The organism is Gilliamella sp. B3801, from assembly GCF_026536645.1.
In the GTDB taxonomy this organism is placed as follows: domain Bacteria; phylum Pseudomonadota; class Gammaproteobacteria; order Enterobacterales; family Orbaceae; genus Gilliamella; species Gilliamella apicola_I.
In genome coordinates this window covers 187830-206219 of the sequence record NZ_JAFNNR010000001.1, presented here as the reverse complement: position 1 = coordinate 206219, position 18390 = coordinate 187830, and the positions used below count along the sequence as shown (strand labels likewise).

Below are 18390 nucleotides of genomic sequence, written 5' to 3'. Positions count from 1 at the left end.
ACCTCAAAAATTTTTTGTATAATGCTCACCACTTCTTACGAAGAATTCCAAAAAGCGGGAATAGCTCAGTTGGTAGAGCGCAACCTTGCCAAGGTTGAGGTCGCGAGTTCGAACCTCGTTTCCCGCTCCAATTTCATCCTTATAAAAACTCTATACATACCCGTTTGTTATATTATTTAATTGTGTTAATAATTATTACCCATTATATTGTCTGTGTAATTCCCTTTTGATAATCGTAGATGTTTTACTTATTAGTAAAGTGAAATGTACTTTGTCTTTTCTCAAAAGACAAACAAAAATAAAGCAAAATAAAAACTCAATTTATTTTGCCCTATATATCGTCGTATGCCTGCAATGCCAAGCGTTTGCTTTACTAATATTATTTTGTTTGCTAAACAACTAAAAACTATTTGTTGTTTTAAAACCACCCCCACCAGATGAGGAACTCGATCTAAATCCACTACTTCTTGAAGAAGAACTCCTTGACGAAGAACGGCTAGAAGATGAACTACTTACTGACCAACCTGAAGAATGCGTTTCTTGTCTGACTACTCTATAGGCTAACAGTGTTTGAATGATGCTTTCAGGAAAAACACGACTATTGAATAAGTTATTCAATAAATCATCAAGTTTTGATGATGATAGATTAAATTCATAAAGAGAACTCGGAATATTATTTTCTTTAAATATATAAAGTGCTTGTTCAAAGCGATGATAAGTATTCTCCAGTTCTCTAATCGTTTTTAGTAACGTGATAAGATAGGCTTCCGTATCCTTAATTTTTTGGTTTAGCTCTAAAATTCTTTCTAACAAAGCATCATCTTCTTTCGATTGAGTCTGCAAAGTTAAATCCGTTAACTTATTAAAAGTTTGTTCTTGGAACAATTTAGCAAGTTGATTTGAAATTGTCCTAAACTGAAAACTTTCGCCTTTTCGAACTTCTTCTAAGGTATTTTCAGTCTCCAGTTTTTGTTTTTTATAATCTGCTAAATCTTGCTCAGTTTGAGCTAATTCCATTTTTGTCTCGGGTAATTTTAAGCTTTTTTCAACTTCATATTCTTTTTGTTCTTTCTGTTTCGAAATTTGTTCGTAGACGTTTTTTTTATTTTCAAAACGCAATTTAGACTCTTTTATTAACGCCTCAAGTATTATCTGATTTTTGTAGTTTTCAGAAAAATTGACAAATCTGGCTACCCAAGCATCTAACTTACGAAATATCCCAAAAGCTTTATAATTACTTTCGCCAAATCGGCGATTAACCAAATAGTTGTAATAACGATTCTTATGATATTGTGCTAATTTGGTTAAAAATTCTTGTTTAGATGCATTATAATTTTTTGTTTCGGAGGTTAACGCTAATTTAGCTTCGTTATAATGATTAAAAATCGAGACATAATCAGCATCACTTTCAAGTTGCATAATCTTCTTTGTTGTTAGCTCATCTAATCGCAACAGCACTTCTGCCATTTTTTGATTATAGTCTTCAATGACATGATCTAATTGACCCGATTTATCTTCTAAATTACGGCATAACTCTTGTAATTGTCGGATGAACTTTTGAATCTGAACATCATCATTTTTAGGCGATTCTAATAAATAAATCGTTGCTATCTTTTGATATATTTCGACCTGTTCATTTTTCATATCCACAATTTTTTGACGAGAATCTTGCAACTCTTTTTTCGCTTTTGTTAATGAAACATTTACACCCGAAAGTTTATCCTCAATATTTCTTTCAATCTTTTTAGGTTGCATTTTTTACCACTCCAAAATCCGTCCTGACTTAACCGAATTTGGGCAAATAAACATTAAACGTCCTTTCGGTTTATTGCATAATTGGTTATTATCAATATGCCCATCATCAATTTTATCTGCTCTGACACTATTATAGGCTTTTTCAGTTACCTGTTGACCAAACATATCCACAAATTCTGTTTCGCCCGTTTCAATACTTTTTACCCATAGCGAAGTGGTATCTCCATTAGGCAATGTTGGAGTAACAATAATGTACCAAGATTTTCCATTCGTGTTTTCATGTGTCCGCTCAACACCCGATTTATAATACGGGTTATCAACAATCGTTAACGTCAAATTAGTTTGAGCAAGCTTAAGATAATAAGCTATCATTTTTTGATAGTTTTCTACATTATCAAAACTGAGATTTTTTAAATCTGCTTGTAACACATCTTGTAATGCAAGCACAGGCCTCATATCCGAATCAGGCACATTAAGTGCTAAAAATTGATTATTATCAGCTTGGATTTTATTTGCTATCGCCTTTGCCCTATCAATAGAATTGTAGAGCATTTCAATTTGACTAAAATCGACAACCTGTTGTCCTTGATTCAGATTGTCAATAACTGAATCAACCTCATGTTGTAATACAGGATATTGCTTACTTTCCTTGATAAATTGGTCACTTTTAATTAATTCTGCTAATCGTCTATCATCTTCAAGCAATGTATTTAACGTTTTCATTTGCAAACGTATTTCAGATAATTTATCACTTACGGTAAGACTGGCTTGCTTAAATTTATTATATGTTTCTTGTTCACTTTCGGTAATAAAAGAACCAGCAACCGTTGGTTTAACCAACGTCGGAATTAAATCTTGATTAAGCAGACTTGCAATAGAAGCTTTTAATTTTTTGGCGGGAATCTGTGCATAATGAATAGGATAATTATCAATTTTGGTAAACTGATTTTTTAACTCAGTTAAGGTGTTTTTAGACATTAAAATCTGACTATAATAATTATCGATGTTGGCTTTGATATCTTTTGTCACACTTAATTTACTGTAAACCACTATGACAGATAAAAACAAAATAACACCGACAACTATTGATATCGCCTTTCTTTTAATATAACAGCGTACCAACAAATGCTGAAACCAAGAACGCTTAGGAGCATTAAAACGTAATCGATGATCAAACCATCGATTAATGCCTTCTTCAATGATTTGATTATCGACAATTTGCCCTTTAGCTTGATAGTAGGATTTAATACTTTCTTTTAAATTACTCCGTAATTTATCGCGATCCAAATGCTCAAGTAACAGTTGCTGTTTTTGGTAAAGCTCATCAATTATTGCCATTGCACCTAATTGATCACTCAGTTTAATATCCTGCATCAACCCTCAACCTTCAAAATGATATTATTAAAGCGTTGTTTTCCTTCTTCAACAATCCGATCTATTTCTTTGGCGTTATCAATCGACTCATTTCTGAGTTCGGCAATTAATTGTTGGCTTGATTCTTGGTAATTTACAATTGATTCGACCAAAGCTCGCAATGAATCCGCTTTAATGGTTGAGCCATAACCTGCTTTTAAACCTTCTTCTAGTTGTTTATTACCAGAAGTCGCAATGCTTTCAATACCTTTACTCATACCTTCTTTCATTGCCTCTAAGGTTTTCGTACTTTCACTTAATCCTGTTAATGAAGTAATTGAAGCACTTAAAGCAGTAAATACAATTTCGTTGGTTGAAAAAAAGCTAACACTTTGTTGATAAACACGTTCTTTCACAGAAGTGGTTTGCTGTAATCGGGCAAAGACTGCTTCGGCAGAATTATAAGAAACAGTTAAATTATTGGCGAGATCTAACACAATTTGATAACGACTATCTTCTTGTTGAACATTACGTAATGCTTCATCTCGTAAAAGTTCTAGACGAGCACGTGCGACAGGATCATCAACATTAAAATTATCAACTTCAGCAATAGCCTCTGTTAATTTTTGTTTGCAGTCATCAAGGCGAGCAGTAGCAATTTGCAATACTTCGTGCGCAACAATTTGAGCTTGTTTTAAGCCAAAACGGAAATCTTGATAAGCATTTAAAATAACATGTTCACGTTGAACCTGATTGCCAGTTTCTTTCGAAACCTCTAAATAGGTTTTCTTAATCAAGTTAAATCGATCTGGAATAGAACCGCGTTGAAATGTCATCCAACCCATTTTGATTTTTTCGATAAAATCTAATTTACCGTCATCTAGCCAACCCAACATTTTTTCCATATCCGTACGAATACTGTCAAAATGGCTGACAATTTTGGTATAGCGATCTGAAACGTGTACACCGTCTATTTGCTCCCGAACCACTTCATTAAATGCACTTTGCTGTTGAAGTGTTCGCGCAATGGCAATAATACGATTTTTATCAATTTCAGCAATATTATCTAATAGTTTTAAAATCGGCGCATCGGCTTGAGGTTTAATCATAATTCCGATTTTATTTAACAATTGTACAGCTCTATCTACATATGAAACAACCTGACTAGACATCCTTTTTATTCCTTTAACCATTTTATCTTTAATATTAATCGCTTAAGCGAGCTGATTGAATTATATCTTAATAAAAAACTAATCACAATTTGAGATTAGTTTTAATTAAAGGTTAATAATTCAAATTTAATAATAAAAACGCAACCCCCGTTTTTGGCATAATATTCCCAATATATTTCAAAAATATGAGCAAAGATGTAATTTATGTTTTGACATATCGCCATTTTGAGAATGGGAGTAATTGGCTATCGCTGACAATAAGGTGGCAGTTAATTTTTTTATAAAAAAATGACTAAGAAAATGGATTCAATCTATTGGATAAAAAAAATAAACTATTTAAATGAATATCAAAAGTAAACAATTTAACTAATCATGATTGCTTATTTTTTGATTGCCAATTTTATTGCTATATGGTAAAAAAAGCTAAGTTACTTCTTTTTTAGTTTTATTTCTTTAAGTAAAAAAACAAACAAATTACAATTTTACACTTTCCCATTTTTAGTAATATAAACTGTTTTCATATTTAGCATTAACAATAATCTGTTGCTAGTCAAAAAAATCGTTTCCAATTATTAGTTATATAAGTAGGTATATGTTCAAAAAATTAAGCCCTCTTTGTTTTTTAACATAATTGCCAGATTCACGTAATGAGTTCTCAGCTGTCATTTTCAACTATTTGCTCTGTCGATTCAGAGTTCTGTTTAATTGTTAATATAAATGAGAGATTACCATGAATAAAATATATAAGTTGGTATGGAATGCACAGCGTCAAGCTTTTATCGTAACTTCAGAAAAAGCACAATCTAAGAGTAAATTATTTTTCACCAATTTACTGTCAATAACAACATTAACGTTAGCCTCGATTTCCATAAGCTATGCACAATGTATTGATAATCTTTCAGACAGTAATACGAATTGCCAGCAGCAGAGTGATCAACAACCATACGACAATCATCAAGTTAGCCAGCAAACTCCAAAATATTTTCAATATCCTTACTCAATAACTAACTTAAACAATTCGGTGGAAATCACACTGCCAAATCATATTGAATCGAATGACGATGGTTATGATTACTCAAGTAGTTCTGATGTCGATAATTTAACTGTGAATCAGCCAGCGGGTGAAATCATTGGCGGTAAATATGGCATTAACATCAATCATAATGGTAAAGGCTCTACAAATCTTACCATTTCTGGCAGTGTTATTGGAAAGACAAATGCGGGGATACAAGTCACACATGCAATTGATGCCCAAGATTTAAATATTACAGAATTAGTTGGTGCTAATATTCATGGACAAGAATTTGGTATCCAGGCAATAAATAACGGGCGTGGGGTAACAACAATTACCACCTCAGAATCCGTGATCGCTGATAAGGGGATTGCTATTAATGTGGAAAATAACGTTGATACTAAAGGTTTAAATATCACGCAATCGGCTGGCGTCATTCATGGTATATTAGCGATTAGAGCTATGCATAATGGTAAAGGTTCATTGAACATCTCAACATCGGGAGAAGTCATTTCTGACTCAGGAGATGGAGTCTACGGAATCAACAATTCAAACGCAAGTGATATTACTATTGGTCAATATGGCGGTTCAATCAAAGGTGCTCTAAATGGGATTTTTGCTAATAATGCAGGCAACGGTTCAACTACAATCACAACGGCTGGAAACATAACAGCACAAACACAATATGGCATATTCGCTCATAATGATTACAATACTCATGATTTAACAGTTACCCAGTCTAATGGACATATCACTAGTCAATCCCACGGTATGAAATTGGAAAACTATGGTAATGGTTCAACAGTCGTAACCACGTCAGGGGATATTATTAGTCAGGAAGGAGATGGGATATTAATCGATAATTTAAACAATACCAAAAAACTTACATTTAACCAATTAAAAGGCAGTATAACTGGCTATCATCAAGGTATTAATTTAATCCACACTGGTAATGATGCTATGTCAATTACAGCCAATGGGGATATTATTGGTCAACAATCAAATGGTATAGCCGCTTTTGGCGCTGCAAATACTCAAGAATTAACTATCAATCAATTGAAAGGCAATATTATTGGTTACACTATTGGTATTTTTGCTCAAAATCGCGGCACAAATTCAACACTGATAACCACTTCTGGTAACGTAACAGGACAAAATTTAAGCGGAATATCTGTTCAGAATGATACTAATACGCATGATATCACCATAAACCAAGCATCCGGTACAATCCATGGGAATTTAAATGGGATTGAAACTTTCAATATGGGTAATGGCACAACGCTAATTACAACTGCAGGTGAAATAACCTCAAGCTCATCAAGTGGTATCTATTCGATAAATTATAACAATGCGAAAGATATTAATTTGATTCAGTCACTTGGAAACATTTCTGGAAAAAACTATGGTGTTTATCTTGATAATAACGGTAATGGTTCAAGCTCTATCACTGTAGCTGGCAACGTTACTGGCGATAGTAAAGATGGTTTATTTGTTAATAATCATACTAATACTAAAAATCTAACCGCTAAACAATCTTCGGGTATGATTCAAGGAAAAGAGAATGGTATCAATTATAACAATTCTGGTAATGGCTCAACCTATATAACAACTTCAGGCAGTGTAAGTGGTGAAGAAAATGATGGTATATATGCAATTAACGATATTCATACACATGATTTGAATGTTATGCAAACGAAAGGTAGCATTAATGGATATCTAAATGGAATCAATATACAAAATAAAGGCAGTGGCTCAACATCAATAATTTCATCGGGTGATGTGGTTGGTAGCCAAAAAAATGGTATTCATGCATTGAATGATCAATCAAGTACTAACTTTGTTGTTTCGCAAACATCGGGATTGATTAAAGGGTTAATTTATGGCGTTTACATTGAAAATAATGGAACAGGATCAACATCAATTAATTCATCTGGAGATATTGTTGGCGGTCAAGAAGACGGCATTTATGCATTAGGAAATGATAATACACAAGAAATAAAAATTGGTCAATTAGACGGCAATATCACAGGATCAAATCATGGCATTAATATTATAAATAATGGTCAAAATTCCAGTACCATTACCACATTAGGCAAGGTTAATGGATTAGAAGGTCATGGTATTAATGCTATCAATAATTCTCATGCTAAAGATCTGACCGTGATTCAATCATCTGGCGAAATTAATGGTAAATTAAATGGCATAAAAATGCTCAACAATGGAACACGTTCAACCCTAGTCAGTATAGCCAGTAACGTTACCGGTAACTCGCTTGATGGAGTAGAAGTTATAGGACAGTCTTCAACCAATAATTTGATATTTGGACAGATAAAAAACAGTGAAATTAAGGGATATATTAACGGCGTTAATTTATTAAATAATGGACAAGGTTCAACAGGATTAAAAGTGGCAGGGAAAATAAATAGCCAAACCCGAGATGCTGTCCTTGTGGTTAATGATACCAACACGAACAATCTTTCGTTTAAACAAGAGAAAGAAGGCAATATAGAAGGCGCTTTAAATGGTGTTTACCTCACCAATCAGGGACGTGGATTTACGCATATTGTTAATGAAGGTTCAATTCTTTCTAATGGTGGTAATGGTATTTTCGTGGTAAATAAAAATTTGACACAAAACCTCAAAATTGAATCGTCTGGTAATATTAAAAGTTTTGATAATGGTATTAATGCCCTAAATGAAGGAAAAGGCTTTACCTCATTATCATCTTCATCAAATATTACAGCTAACATGGGTTCAGGAATTCATTTAATTAATGGAGAAACAGCAACCGATATGACCATTAATCAATTAAATGGCGTAATCTCAGGTTTTGATAGTGGTATTAAAGCGATAAATAATGGTTCAGGCTTCACGCAAATTGATATATCGGGCAAAGTGATTAGCCAAGATAATGTATCTGGGAATGGTATTTATACTTCAGGTAAAGAAAACGCGAAAACCTATATTAATCTTAATCAAGGTGCTGATGTTTCATCAGCAAATAATATTGCGATAAGAAATGAATCAACCGATTCCATCGTCTCACTAAATAATGGTTCTAAAGTAAGTGGAGAAATCAGATTAGGTTCGGGCAATGATACCTTGATCATGAATCAAGGTGCCGATATTTCTGCACTCACTATCATTGATGGTAGCGAGAAAAAAAATCAAATCAGGCGCGCATCTGAACTTGATACGCTCATACTGAATTTACATCTTACAGGTTCTTCAACCTCTGATGGTGCCATTAATAATGTTGCTATTTATAATTGGGAAGATATCACACTTAAAAATACAGGTAGATTAACATTAACCGGTGATCTTAACACCAACAAGCTAACGCTTGAATCTGGTGCTGTAGTTGACCTGCACCCTTCTCTTCATCAAGTTAAAGTTAATGGTAACGTCTACAATGGTGGAACAATCACTTTAAGAAACACTTTTGCCGGCGATAACATGACAATAAGTGGTGATTACATAGGTAATAATGGTAAATTAATACTCGACACCGTTGTTCAAGATAGTAATAGTCCAACAGATAAATTGATTGTAAACGGTAACACATCGGGCAATACATTTATCAGCATCAATAATATTAATGGATTAGGTGCGGATACAGGTAATACCAATGGCATTGAAGTCGTTCATGTTGATGGTACGAGCACGAATGATGCATTTAGCATTGAAAATCAACATATCGATGTGGGTGCTTACGAATATATCCTATATAAAGGCGATATTAATAAACAAAATAATAATTGGTATTTACGATCATTTTTGATTAAAGATCCAGAGCAACCAATCAATCCGGACAACCCAACCAACCCCGAAAATCCGACTAATCCAACTAATCCGGATAACCCGAACAATCCAGATAACCATACAGAACCTACCGACCCGATTATCGACCCTGACCCGCAAGATCCTAATGTAACCCCTGGAACAATAACATACCGAAAAGAAGTCCCAATGTTTGCTGCCATTCCCGCCCTATTACGTCAAGCTGATAATATTATGCAAGGCAATATGCACCAACGTATCGGCAATACGCCATTTTTAGATTCACCGATGACTTGGGGCCGATTCATCAATAAACGGATCAATTTACAACAGAGCGGTATAGCTAACGCGCATAGCAAAGGGAATTATACAGGCTTACAGTTAGGTAGTGATATTTTGCAGAATAAAGAATGGCGTATGGGGGCTTATTTTGGTTATTTACGTGGAGATTTAAGTGTTGATGGCTTTGCGAGTGGAAAAAATGGTCGAGTGGGAAGTAACAAAATCGATTCATACTTTTTAGGTGCATATGGTACCTATATGCAAGACAATGGCACATATGTGGATATTGTTTTACAAGGTGCGCATCATCATACCGATGTAAAACCGAATGGAAATAAAAACAGCAAACAAAAAGGATACGGTTTCAGTGCATCGATCGAAACAGGCAAACCCTTAAACTTATCGGATAGTGGCTGGAAGTTAGAACCACAAGCTCAAATCATTCACCAATGGTTAAATTTGGATGATAGTCATGTGAGTGGAAACACTAAAATTAAACAGAGTCATATCAATAAATGGTTATTCCGTGTTGGTGGTCGAATGGAAGGTCTATTCCAAACCGAAACCGGTATTTTACGTCCCTATGCAAGGGCGAATTTATTCTATTCACCTAATGGTGCCGATCGTATTAACTTTGCCAGCCAGAGTGCATCAACAAAATTCAGTAATGGCGCAAAATACCTCAGCTCAGAAATTGCACTCGGTGGCAGTTATGAATTAAACAATCAAATGAGTATTTACACTGAAGTTGGGCATACGTGGACTAATGGTGGAAAAGCAAGAGTTAAAGCGCCTTTCAGTAGTTCAATAGGTATTAAAGCCAACTGGTAATATTACTGAGCATCCTAATTCAAAAACAGATAAAACCGATAACGTTGTTGCTATCGGTTTTATCTTGAAATTTGTTTACTACTTTTATAATTTAGCCCCAATCATTCATCCAATCACGCTTACAAATCGATAAAAACTAAAAATACATTTTTAGACTTTGTGATATTAATTATCGTCTTCTAGCAACGATTTAAAATCGCTTTCACATCACTGCGTAATTAATCTTAATAATTATCTCAAGCGCTATATAAAAAAACATTATGATAATGATTATTTTCTATAAAGATACTAATGAATTATGGTACTGTTTCGGCTTGTTATACAGATTTTGTTTCAAAATAGGAAAACAATTATGAGTCAATCATCCAATCCATTAGTTCGTTTCTATCTGAAAGTAGGATTAATACCACAGATACTATTAGGATTAATTTTAGGCATTATTTTGGCTGCCGTCTCAAAAGAAACCGCCTTAGATATGTCTTTGATTGGAGAACTATTTATCAATGCGCTTAAATCCGTTGCGCCAATATTAGTATTGATTCTCGTTATTGCCTCAATTGCCAATCACCAACAAGGCAAGCAAGCAAACATGAAACCCTTAATTGCACTTTATTTGACTGGAATGATGTTAGCAGCATTATTAGCCACGGTTGCCAGTTTTCTATTTCCGTCGCAAATCTCATTTGGTGATACACTTGAAAATTTAACCTTTACTCCACCTAATGGCATTTCTGCGGTATTAAAAACTTTATTAGAAAAGATGATCGATAATCCAGTTAGTGCCCTTATCAACGCCAACTATATTGGCTTAATTATATGGGGTGTGGGCATTGGTTTAGCCTTAAGGCACTCAAGTGAAACAACCAAAACCATGATGAGCGATTTATCTTATGCTATCTCATTTATTGTGAGAATTATCATCCGTTTTGCGCCTTTAGGTGTATTTGGACTTGTAGCATCAACACTGGCAAAAACAGGCTTTGGCGAATTATTAAAATATGCGCATTTACTGATTGTTTTAGTCGCTTGTATGCTGATTGTTGCATTAGTGATTAATCCCCTACTCGCATTTCTAGTTATGCGTAAAAACCCTTATCCATTAGTATTTACATCTTTAAAAGAAAGTGCGATCCCCGCCTTTTTTACCCGTAGCTCTGCCGCCAATATTCCTGTTAATATTGAAATCTGTAAAAAATATAAAATGGATGAAGATACCTATTCGGTTGCTGTGCCACTTGGTGCTGCGATTAATATGTCTGGGGCGGCAATCACCATAACCGTTTTGACACTTGCCACTGTCAACTCAATGCCAGCAAGTGCGAATATCCATGTCGATATCTACTCCGCACTTCTACTCTGTATTATTACTTCTATATGTGCTTGTGGTGCATCAGGTATTGCCGGTGGCTCACTGCTTCTTATTCCGGTTGCCTGTAGTATGTTTGGCATACCGAATGAAATTTCAGCAAATGTAATTGGTATTGGCATTGCAATAGGTGTCATTCAAGACTCCGTTGAAACCGCATTAAATTCCTCCAGCGATGTGGTGTTTATCGGTGCTGTATCATCAGCAGCGCAAAAGAAACAATCGGCATTAAATTAACATCTTATTTTTTAATGAAGGATTATTTAAACAATCAGTTAATCAAACAAAATACTTCACTGCTTCAATACCTCCCAAAAGCATGATAATCTAACCATTATCATGCTAAGCGATGAAAGTCACATTTTAACAATGTTATGTGACACCATTCATTTTGGTGTCTATAACCCACATGCACAATAAGATTGCTTTTATTAAAACGACTCATTATTATGAGAATCTTTTTAACAATTTGACAACCCCCTATAAATCACTATGTCAACACAGTCATTCTCAAAAAAAGGTAACGACACTAAAGCAGCATTGATCCGTAGTGGCATGGCGTTAATGACAACTTATGGCTACCTATCCTCAAATCTAGAAAGCATATTGAAACAGGTTGGTGTACCCAAAGGGTCATTTTATTACTACTTCAAAAGTAAAGAAGATTTTGGGCGAGCCATTATCGCGTCTTATGATAGCTTTTTTAGTCATAAATTAGATAAACATCTAACCGACAGCTTGATATCATCACCACTCGCTAGAATCAAAGCTTTTTATGAAGATGCTAAACAAGGCATGGCAAAATATGATTTTAATCGTGGTTGCTTAATTGGCGAACTAATCCAAGAAGAATCGTTATTACCGGAAGGGTATGCACAACTACTTGAACAGATTTTACAAAATTGGCAGACCAAACTAGAACACTGTTTATTACAGGCACAACAATGCGGAGAACTGAGTTCAGCGGTAAACTGTAAAGCCCTTGCAGAATTTTTTTGGATTGGTTGGGAAGGCGCCGTAACTCGTAGTAAATTAATAAAAAAATCGGCACCTTTAGATCTGTTTATTCAACTTTTTTTAGATAAAATAATTCAATAATACCAATGGTTAATTTTGATTTATTCCCTCCTAACCAATTCATGTTACGCACGCTTAAATAACCTTTAAAAGACAATTTATATTATTTTGATTGCCTATCACTAGGCAATATGATACAAATAATAGCGAATTATCGTACTATCTTTTCAAGCAAAAAATAATCGATAAATTCAATATACAATCTTTCCACCTTGTACTTCGTTTCATCATTTTATTTGTAAATAACGCAATTTTATTTTTATTCATAAATATCTTTACATAATGCATTAAATTTTCATAAGTTTTTTGTATCTCGTTACATTAAAAACAAAATATTCGTTGGTTAATTTTCTATCAGCATTTTCATTTAAATTAAAAGCTATATTTTACATAAATATAAATATCTCTGATTAAGTGAGAGGAAATAATGAACAAAATTTATAGGCTTATTTGGGATGCAGTACGTCAAAGTTATGTACCAACTTCGGAAAATACCCAATCAAAAGGTAAAAGTTTTTCGGTCAAATTGCTTACTGTTGTCAGTTTGAGTTTTGTATTAACACATTACAGTTATGCAAGTGACACGGCAAACGATTTAAATAATGCAATTGTTTCACAAAAACATAATATTAATCAATCATTAAACTTGCCATACAGCGGTAATCCTCTACAGAATTTTATTAATCACAGCGCTGGCATAAGTATTTTTGCCACCTCAAAAAACATCACTATATCAAACGATATTACCAACTCGAATGATGGATACGATTACACAACCGACAGTAACACCAGTGATTTTACTTTTAACCAAGCGGCTGGCTCCATAACTGGTGAAGCCAGTGGAGTAAATATTACTCACGGCGGTATTGGTTCAAGTAACATCATGCTATCAGGCGTGATTACAGGAAAAGCTGAGAATGGGCTCGCGGTAAACAATACCGAAACCACAAAAGATTTAAAAGTATCACAAATGGGTAACAGTAGCATTCAGGGTAAAAAAAATGGGATTAAAGTCGAGAATAAAGGTAACGGAACCACAACACTAACCACTTCTGGACGCGTTGTTGGTGAAGCAGCCAACGGAATACAAGCTGATAATGCGACAAGTGCAAAGGATCTTAAGGTTATCCAACTGATAGGAAGTATATCGGGCAGAACAAATGGTATTTATGCAAACAATAGCGGAACGGGCTCGACAACGGTCACTACCTCTGGCGAAGTCATTGGTAGCCAACATGAAGGAATTTACATATTTAATGATACCACAGCCAAAGACATCACCGTTACACAAATGAATGGCAGTAGTATTAAAGGCCACGCAAATGGTGTCAATATTATAAACAACGGTATAGGATCGACGTTGATTAATGCATCAGGAAGTGTTGAAGGTCAAACAGCAAATGGCATGTTTGTCGTCAACAAAGAAAATACAGAAGATCTCACCGTTAACCAATTAGAAGGCACGATTCATGGTAGTACAAATGGTATTAACATGACAAATAATGGTAACGGTTCAACACTGGTTACGACTTCAGGTGATGTCATTGGTGATCAAAATGACGGGTTATTCAATGCTAATCATGCCAATGCCCATGACCTCACACTTAATCAGTTATCCGGCAAGATTCAAGGTAAGCAAAACGGGATCAATATGGCGAATAATGGTAAAGGCTCAACCTTTATCACCACCTTAGGTAATATTATTGGTACTGAAAATGATGGGCTATACTCCTATAACGGTAACAATACGCATGACCTTACTGTGCATCAATCTGGGGGCACTATAAATGGCAAGCTTAATGGCATCAATCTTGCCAACCAAGGAAACGGATCAACCACCATTAACTCAGTGGGTGATGTCATAGGCGAAAATAATGATGGCATGTATGTGGCGAATGATGTCAACACGCAAGATCTGACGATTAAACAAAACGGTGGCAAAATCAGTGGCAATACGAACGGGATTAATCTTGCTAATAAAGGAAAGGGATCCACATTCATAACCACACAAGGAAAAGTGTTAGGCAACCAAAATGATGGTATGTTTGCCCTTAATGATACTACCACTCAGCATCTCACCGTCGAACAATCAGACGGAAGTATTCAAGGTAATAAAAATGGCATAAACATGGCGAACAAAGGCAACGGTTCAACCCAAATTACCACATCGGGTGAAGTCATTGGGAAAAATAATGATGGTATGTATGCCTTTAATGATATCAACACACAAAACATCACCGTCAACCAAAAAGGTGGAAAAATTTCTGGTAATTTAAATGGCATAAACATGGCCAATAGCGGTAAAGGTTCAACCACTATTACCACCTCAGGCGAAGTATTAGGCAATAATAACGACGGTTTATATGCGGCGAATCAATCAAACACTCAAAATTTATCTATTACACAATCGGCAGGCATCATTAACGGGAATGCCAATGGGATCAACATTGCCAATCATGGTAATGGATCGACTTCTATTTCAACATCAGGCGTGATAAAAGGACAGAAAAATGACGGTATGTACGCCTTAAATGGCGCCAATTCACATGATCTAACCGTTAAGCAATCATCAGGAAATATTTATGGTGCATTAAACGGTATCAATATGGCAAACAGTGGTCTTGGTGAAACCAACATTACCACGTCGGGAGATGTAATCGGTGCAAAATACGATGGGTTATATGCTGTTAACGATGTCCATACAACAGATATGAAGATAAATCATATACAAGGTAACATTACAGGCCAAAAAAACGGTATTAATATTACCAACAAAGGTGAAGGATCATCTTATATAACATTAACCGGTAATGTAACCGGTTCAACTTATGATGCAATCGTTGCTTCAAATGATTCAACCGCTAATGATTTATCGGTAATACTTGATAATAATGCCACCATTACAGGACAACTCAATGGCATCAATTTAGTGAATAAAGGTCGTGGTTCAACCTCTATTAACATTAATGGATCGGTCCTAAGCCATTCTTTAGATGCAATCATTGTGGCTAATGATGTTACAACAAAAGATCTGATCTTTTCGCTCCAAAATCAGGCACATATTCAAGGAAGTAAAAATGGGATAAATCTGACTAACCAAGGATTAGGATCGACAAGCATTACTGTCGAAGGTAACATTCAAGCAGGGCGTGGAGATGCGATCTCAGCGTCCAATAAAAATAAAGCTCAACATTTATATATTGAACAAAAGGCAACCAGTAGCGTAACCAGTTCAGATAATGGTATCAATGTGAGTAATTTAGGAACAGGGATTTCATCTATTACTGTATCAGGAAATATTAATGGTGATAACGGTTCGGGAATACTAGTTAAAAACGGCAATACATCAAGCGATCTCATCTTATCTCAAAAGGCTGGTAGCATAATTGGACTAAATAGTGGGATTAATGTCACCAATAACGGGACAGGCATAACTAAAATTGATATCGCAGGCACGGTAGTTGGTAAGGGGCAAAATCAACTTAACCTTCCTGGTGCTGGCATTTACTCATCAGGTAATGTTGGGACAAAAACCTATATCAATCTTAATGCAGGATCGGATGTTTCAGCCCTAATAGGCGCATCAATTAAAAATGAAATTAGTGATGCGATAATTACTCTTAATGATGGTTCAAAAATCAGTGGACAAATCCTACTTGGAACGGGTAATGATACCCTCACCATTCATAAAAATGCGAATATTACCGACCTCACGATTATTGATGGTGGTAGTGATACAATGCGCAGTTCACAATCATCGTCAACCGATACACTGAATCTTTACCAAGATATGACAGGATCATCAACAAGTACGGGGCGTAGTGGCGATGTATCTGTGCTAAATTGGGAAAATATCAATGTAGGGCAAGCGATAACATTTACATTAACAGGCGATTTAGATACTCAAAACCTTACCTTAAACGCTGATTCTGTTTTGAAATTACAAACATCATTAAATCAAGCTACGGTAAACGGTACCATCAATAACGCAGGTACCATAACGCTGAGTAATTCAAAGGCTGGCGAAAATTTAATAATTAACGGTGACTATGTCGGCAACAATGGTAAATTAATACTGGATACCGTGGTACAAGGTAGTGAAAGTGATACCGATAGATTAAATGTGAATGGTCATGTAACTGGACAAACACAATTACAGATAAATAATGTCAATGGAATTGGGGCGGACACCACAAATACAAATGGCATTAAAGTGGTGAATGTGACAGGCAGTAGTACCAATGACGCATTCAATTTGCAAGGTGGACATTTAGATGTCGGCGCTTTTGAATATTATCTTTATAAAGGTGATCTCAATAAGCAAAATGATAATTGGTATTTACGCTCCTATTTGGACAACCTATATGAAGATCAAAATACCGACAAGAATAATACTCATTCAAAGAATGAAGAAAATAATCCGGGAACAACTGATTCTAACAATGATGAAAATAATCACGATTTGAACCCTATTATTGATTCAAATCATCAAAAAGAAGAAAAGCATAATACCAACAACAAACGCTTAACTTACCGAAAAGAAGCCCCACTTTATTCAGCGGTGAGTGAGCAATTACGTCAAGCGGATATTATCATGCTCAGCAATCTACACCAACGCATAGGTAATACGCCAAGCAACGATGTCACTAACACATGGGGTAGATTCATTGCAGCACGTAACGATATCAAACAGAACGGTGTATTGAATACTCACAGCAAAGGAAATTACACCGGTATACAATTAGGTAGTGATATCTGGCAAGATAATGATTGGCGTATAGGCGCTTATTTTGGTTATCTATACGGTGACTTAAAAGTTAACGGGTTTGCTAGTGGTGTAAATGGACATGTTGGAAAAAATACGACTAACACGTATTTTATTGGTGCTTATGGGACTTACACGCATGATGACGGCAGTTATCTGGATTTAGTGGTGCAAGCTGCACGACATAAAATCAATATCAAACCAAACAGTAACACCAACAGCAAACAAAAAGGCTATGGCGCCACCGCTTCAATCGAATTAGGTAAACCGTTTAAATTCAGTGATATGGGTTGGAAGCTAGAGCCTCAAGTACAGATTATACACCAATGGCTCGATTTAGATAAAAGCCATATAAAAGGTAACACAACCGTCAAACATAGTAATAATAATGCTTGGCTATTCCGTATTGGGGGTAGAATCGAAAACGATTTTGCTATGGATTTTGGCACGTTACGACCCTATGCGCGAGTAAACCTGTTCTATTCGCCAAATGGTGCTGATCGTACCCACTTTGCTACACCAAGTTACACCAAGACAATCCGTAGTGGTGCGTCACATACCAGTACTGAATTAGCGATTGGTGGAAGCGTTGACATCAACACGCAATTTACCGCCTACGGTGAATTGGGTCACACTTGGTCAAATGGTGGCAATGCCAGAGTCAAAGCCCCAATAAATGGGTCAATAGGCCTCAAAGCCAACTGGTAAATTAATATAACAACCCCATTAAAACCGATATTGGTGATCAAACAAATATCGGTTTTTTTATATTTAAACCGTTATACAAGTTTAGGCTGACTAAAATAAGCGTAAAATTAACCCCATTAGTTAATACGATTGATGGCAATTTTAACGCATCAATAGCTTGATTAATATCTGTTGCAATAGACTAGACAATCGGTCTATAATTTTTAGACCAACTGTCTAGCAACATTAAATCAGCCTGTTCACTGACTACCTGTTCTACCAATTCAGTGAGTAAACATACCTTAGATTG

Annotated in this window: 7 protein-coding genes and 1 tRNA gene; 5 read left to right on the top strand and 3 right to left on the bottom strand. The window is 35.4% G+C overall.

The features are described from left to right. Positions 1-54: 54 nt before the first annotated feature. Positions 55-130 (top strand) — tRNA-Gly (locus J3U14_RS00820). A 269-nt stretch (positions 131-399) separates the two neighbouring features. Here J3U14_RS00820 and J3U14_RS00815 read toward each other — a convergent pair. Genes J3U14_RS00815 through J3U14_RS00805 form a run of 3 tightly spaced genes read right to left on the bottom strand, consistent with a single transcriptional unit; the run spans position 400 to position 4280 of the window. Continuing rightward, positions 400-1755 (bottom strand): hypothetical protein, encoded by a 1356-nt coding sequence (locus tag J3U14_RS00815; protein WP_267351248.1) that lies wholly within the window; start codon positions 1753-1755, stop codon positions 400-402. Positions 1756-1758: 3 nt separating this feature from the next. Next, the gene (locus J3U14_RS00810; RefSeq protein WP_267351246.1) at positions 1759-3129 is read right to left on the bottom strand and encodes a DUF6384 family protein; all 1371 of its coding nucleotides are present in this window, start codon (positions 3127-3129) and stop codon (positions 1759-1761) included. Continuing rightward, positions 3129-4280 carry a hypothetical protein gene (locus tag J3U14_RS00805; protein ID WP_267351245.1) on the bottom strand — a complete coding sequence of 384 codons (1152 nt, stop codon included), beginning with the start codon at positions 4278-4280 and terminating at the stop codon, positions 3129-3131. The genes J3U14_RS00810 and J3U14_RS00805 overlap by 1 nt, the downstream gene beginning before the upstream one ends. 730 nt (positions 4281-5010) lie before the next feature. Between J3U14_RS00805 and J3U14_RS00800 the strand changes: the two genes are divergently transcribed. The 4 genes from J3U14_RS00800 (at position 5011) to J3U14_RS00785 (ending at position 18101) form a co-directional block, all read left to right on the top strand. Next, entirely contained in the window at positions 5011-10185 is a 5175-nt protein-coding gene (locus J3U14_RS00800; protein ID WP_267351243.1) for an autotransporter outer membrane beta-barrel domain-containing protein, read from the top strand. Between the two features lie 352 nt (positions 10186-10537). After that, positions 10538-11788, top strand: a complete 1251-nt coding sequence (gene sstT / locus J3U14_RS00795; RefSeq protein ID WP_267351241.1) for a serine/threonine transporter SstT — start codon at positions 10538-10540, stop codon at positions 11786-11788. Positions 11789-12043: 255 nt separating this feature from the next. Next, complete coding sequence (locus J3U14_RS00790; protein WP_220216702.1) at positions 12044-12649, top strand: TetR/AcrR family transcriptional regulator; 606 nt, start codon at positions 12044-12046, stop codon at positions 12647-12649. Between the two features lie 406 nt (positions 12650-13055). Beyond that, the gene (locus J3U14_RS00785; RefSeq protein ID WP_267351237.1) at positions 13056-18101 is read left to right on the top strand and encodes an autotransporter outer membrane beta-barrel domain-containing protein; all 5046 of its coding nucleotides are present in this window, start codon (positions 13056-13058) and stop codon (positions 18099-18101) included. Positions 18102-18390 lie beyond the last annotated feature (289 nt).